The sequence below is a fragment of the Nitrosomonas oligotropha genome (assembly GCF_009833085.1).
Taxonomy (GTDB): Bacteria; Pseudomonadota; Gammaproteobacteria; order Burkholderiales; family Nitrosomonadaceae; genus Nitrosomonas; species Nitrosomonas oligotropha.
Map to the genome: position 1 here is coordinate 1 of NZ_QRBZ01000064.1, position 2,675 is coordinate 2,675.

Below are 2,675 nucleotides of genomic sequence, written 5' to 3' on the forward strand. Positions count from 1 at the left end.
CTTAACTGCTTGTACAGTTTTTGGGGGCCACTTCAGAATCCTTCTGCTGGCAAGATTGAGCCTGGTGGAGACCAGGAATTGCAAAAATTCTGTTTAAATCTTTATGTCGTAAAACTGGTATTCGGAAATTAGCTGTACCAATGTGCTAGTACGATGCCCACTCCGCGTTGATGGCGGAACGAAGAAATGTCCAGTTGCCAGATTTCAAGTGGAGAAAAGAGCTCTGGTTTCGAACAATTGCTTGTTGGTATCGTATGCATTTCAATTTTTTACACCGTTATTACAGAGCAAAAATAAAGAATAGTTGAATAATAACCGTTATTCACAATTTTCACCGTAACCTGTTGTATTGGAATTAAATACTGGCGACAAATCCAACCATTGGTCGATAGAAATGCACCGCATGAAAAAAATTATTTTACTTTCGCTCGCTTCATTAATCGTTTACGCCGCTTTTTTTACTGAAAAAGATAGATTGGATAGGGAAGTAAAGCGGCTTTGTGCAATTGATGGAGGAGTCAGAGTGTATGAGACGGTGAAATTGCCAGTTGAGAGATTTACGCAATACGATTTTATAAGTCTTCCATACAAAGAGATTGCTAACTCAGAGGATGAGTATTTCTATGAATCGTCCACTACCTCATTGATTCGAGGAAATCCGGAATTAGTGAAATATCACTATGCAGTTTATCGACAATTCGATGGCAAATTACTCGGTGAAATAATTAATTACTCAAGACGTGGCGGAGGCATACCTGGACCTTGGCATATGCCGGCATTTCGCTGTCCCAAAGAAACGGATGCCAATTTAAATAAGAAAATTTTCATCAAAGAATCAGAAAGACACTATGACTCAATTTCAAGCAAGCTGAGCTGGCGTTAGCGGCCTATGCAACCTTTAATTCGGACATACTAGCCCAAGCTGAGTTGAAAGATGTGAATTTCTCCACTAGCCAAGCCCGTTACTTTGCCGACACATATCGTCTGGTCACTCAATACACCGGCGCCACCGGTCTCTCGGTAACGGTGTTTACTGATGCTGATAACAAAACTTTTCTTGCTATTCGTGGCACTGAAGCTTCTGATCCAATGGATTTATTGACGGATCTGATTGATATCACATGGCTAGGTAGTACAGCGCTACAACCGCAATATATCAGTCTCCGGAGCAAGGTTGTCGAGTGGCTTGGAAACGGAACACTCTCGCAAAACTTCACCGTGACTGGCCACAGTTTGGGTGGATTCTTGGCCGAAGGGCTTGTTGCAGAACCTGTTTTGGCCGATCATATTTCGCATGCTTATCTGTTTAATAGTCCTGGGGGCGGCGGTCACTCCGGTTCTTTTGCTATGTTTCATGCGATTTTGGATTTTCTCGGAGTTGCGTCCACATACGATCAGTCCGAAATCAGTAATATCCAAGCTGTAACGGGTGTCAAGCCAATTGCTGGATTAGATTTTGATGTTGCTCCTCCAATTAATATCGTTATTGAAGACCAAATGGCTTCAGATATAAGCGACCCTCCCGATGCACGTAATCACAGTCAGCAAGTATTGACCGATACTTTAGCCATCTATTCGGTTTATTCACAATGTAACTTGCTGCAGTAAGGGTGGGGTTTTGTGATGGTTATTACGGTATGTCAATAGGGGCACTCAATGAAAAAAGTTGTTTTGCTTTTGTTTGTTTTATTGCTAGTTTATGCAAGCCTTTTCTCTGAAAAGGCCCGACTGGACCAGAAAGTGAATCACCTGTGTGCTATCGATGGCGGGATCAGGGTGTATGAGACGGTAACGTTGCCAGCAGATAAGTTTGATAAAGAGAGAAGGATCAATTTTTATTATCCAACGCAAGGAGAAAACGCGCTGGGACCGGAGTATATCTTTAAATTGAACATTTACGATTACAAAAAAAGAGATCCAGGAAGTCAAGGACCTCAGGAATTGTCCATGAGACGAGATCAATTCATGATCATTCGAAAGTCGGATATGAAATTACTCGGTGAATTTGTTTTATATAGCCGGTTTGGTGGAGATTTACCTGGGCCATGGGTACACCTTCATCGTATCGATACCCAGGATTGGATACGAATGAAAATGTTCTGATGAGAGAAATTTTTATCAAATCAATGGGAAATACTGAGAAATGAATAATATTAATTGTAGGAAATCTCAGGGTTGTTTGCAGAGAGGTTGATTAAAATAAGTGGTATTTCATAAGGAGTGGCATTACTCAAACTCTTATGTGGCTTCACAGTATTATAGAAGTTAATGAAACGGGAAAGCTGAATGCGTCGATCAGCGCTGTCTTTAAAGCAAGTTTTGCTGTGCCACATATCCATCAGAGTGCGAATGACTCTCTCGGCCTTGCCGTTGGTTTGAGGGCGATTGATGCGGGTAAACTTCTGCCCGATACCGTGTTGCCTGCAAGCTTTGACGAAAGCATGAGCGTCGGTCCCTTTAAATTCCTTACCGTTATCGGAATAAGCATAGTCGATCTGGTAAGGACATTGACTTAGAAGGAAGCAAGCAGCGCTGTGCTGGGTTCTATCGGGAAGAATATCGGCATACAGCTCTCTGGAAAAATCATCAATGGCCACAAACAGATACTCGCGAGGTTCATTGGCGGATTGTCCTTTCAATAAGGGGAGTCGCTTGGTATCGAAATGAACCAGTTC

Annotated in this window: 4 protein-coding genes; 3 read left to right on the forward strand and 1 reads right to left on the reverse strand. The window is 42.2% G+C overall.

What is annotated here, in order from left to right:
- Window positions 1–403: 403 nt before the first annotated feature.
- The 3 genes from ABD07_RS14555 to ABD07_RS14565 are packed head-to-tail and all read left to right on the forward strand — an operon-like array spanning window position 404 to window position 2,103.
- Window positions 404–883, forward strand: coding sequence for a hypothetical protein (locus tag ABD07_RS14555; protein WP_160818895.1), 480 nt, complete (start codon window positions 404–406; stop codon window positions 881–883).
- A 53-nt stretch (window positions 884–936) separates the two neighbouring features.
- Window positions 937–1,608 carry an alpha/beta hydrolase family protein gene (locus tag ABD07_RS14560; RefSeq protein WP_160818896.1) on the forward strand — a complete coding sequence of 224 codons (672 nt, stop codon included), beginning with the start codon at window positions 937–939 and terminating at the stop codon, window positions 1,606–1,608.
- Between the two features lie 48 nt (window positions 1,609–1,656).
- The gene (locus ABD07_RS14565) at window positions 1,657–2,103 is read left to right on the forward strand and encodes a hypothetical protein (RefSeq protein WP_160818897.1); all 447 of its coding nucleotides are present in this window, start codon (window positions 1,657–1,659) and stop codon (window positions 2,101–2,103) included.
- A 50-nt stretch (window positions 2,104–2,153) separates the two neighbouring features.
- Here the strand turns inward: ABD07_RS14565 and ABD07_RS14570 are convergent.
- Window positions 2,154–2,675: integrase core domain-containing protein (locus ABD07_RS14570; RefSeq protein ID WP_205010705.1), on the reverse strand; the 522-nt coding region annotated here is incomplete at its 5' end.

Bases quoted from the DNA above. Each gene is read 5' to 3' on its own strand.
- ABD07_RS14555 (WP_160818895.1), top strand. From the start codon at position 404: ATGAAAAAAATTATTTTACTTTCGCTCGCTTCATTAATCGTTTACGCC.
- ABD07_RS14565 (WP_160818897.1), top strand. From the start codon at position 1,657: ATGAAAAAAGTTGTTTTGCTTTTGTTTGTTTTATTGCTAGTTTATGCA.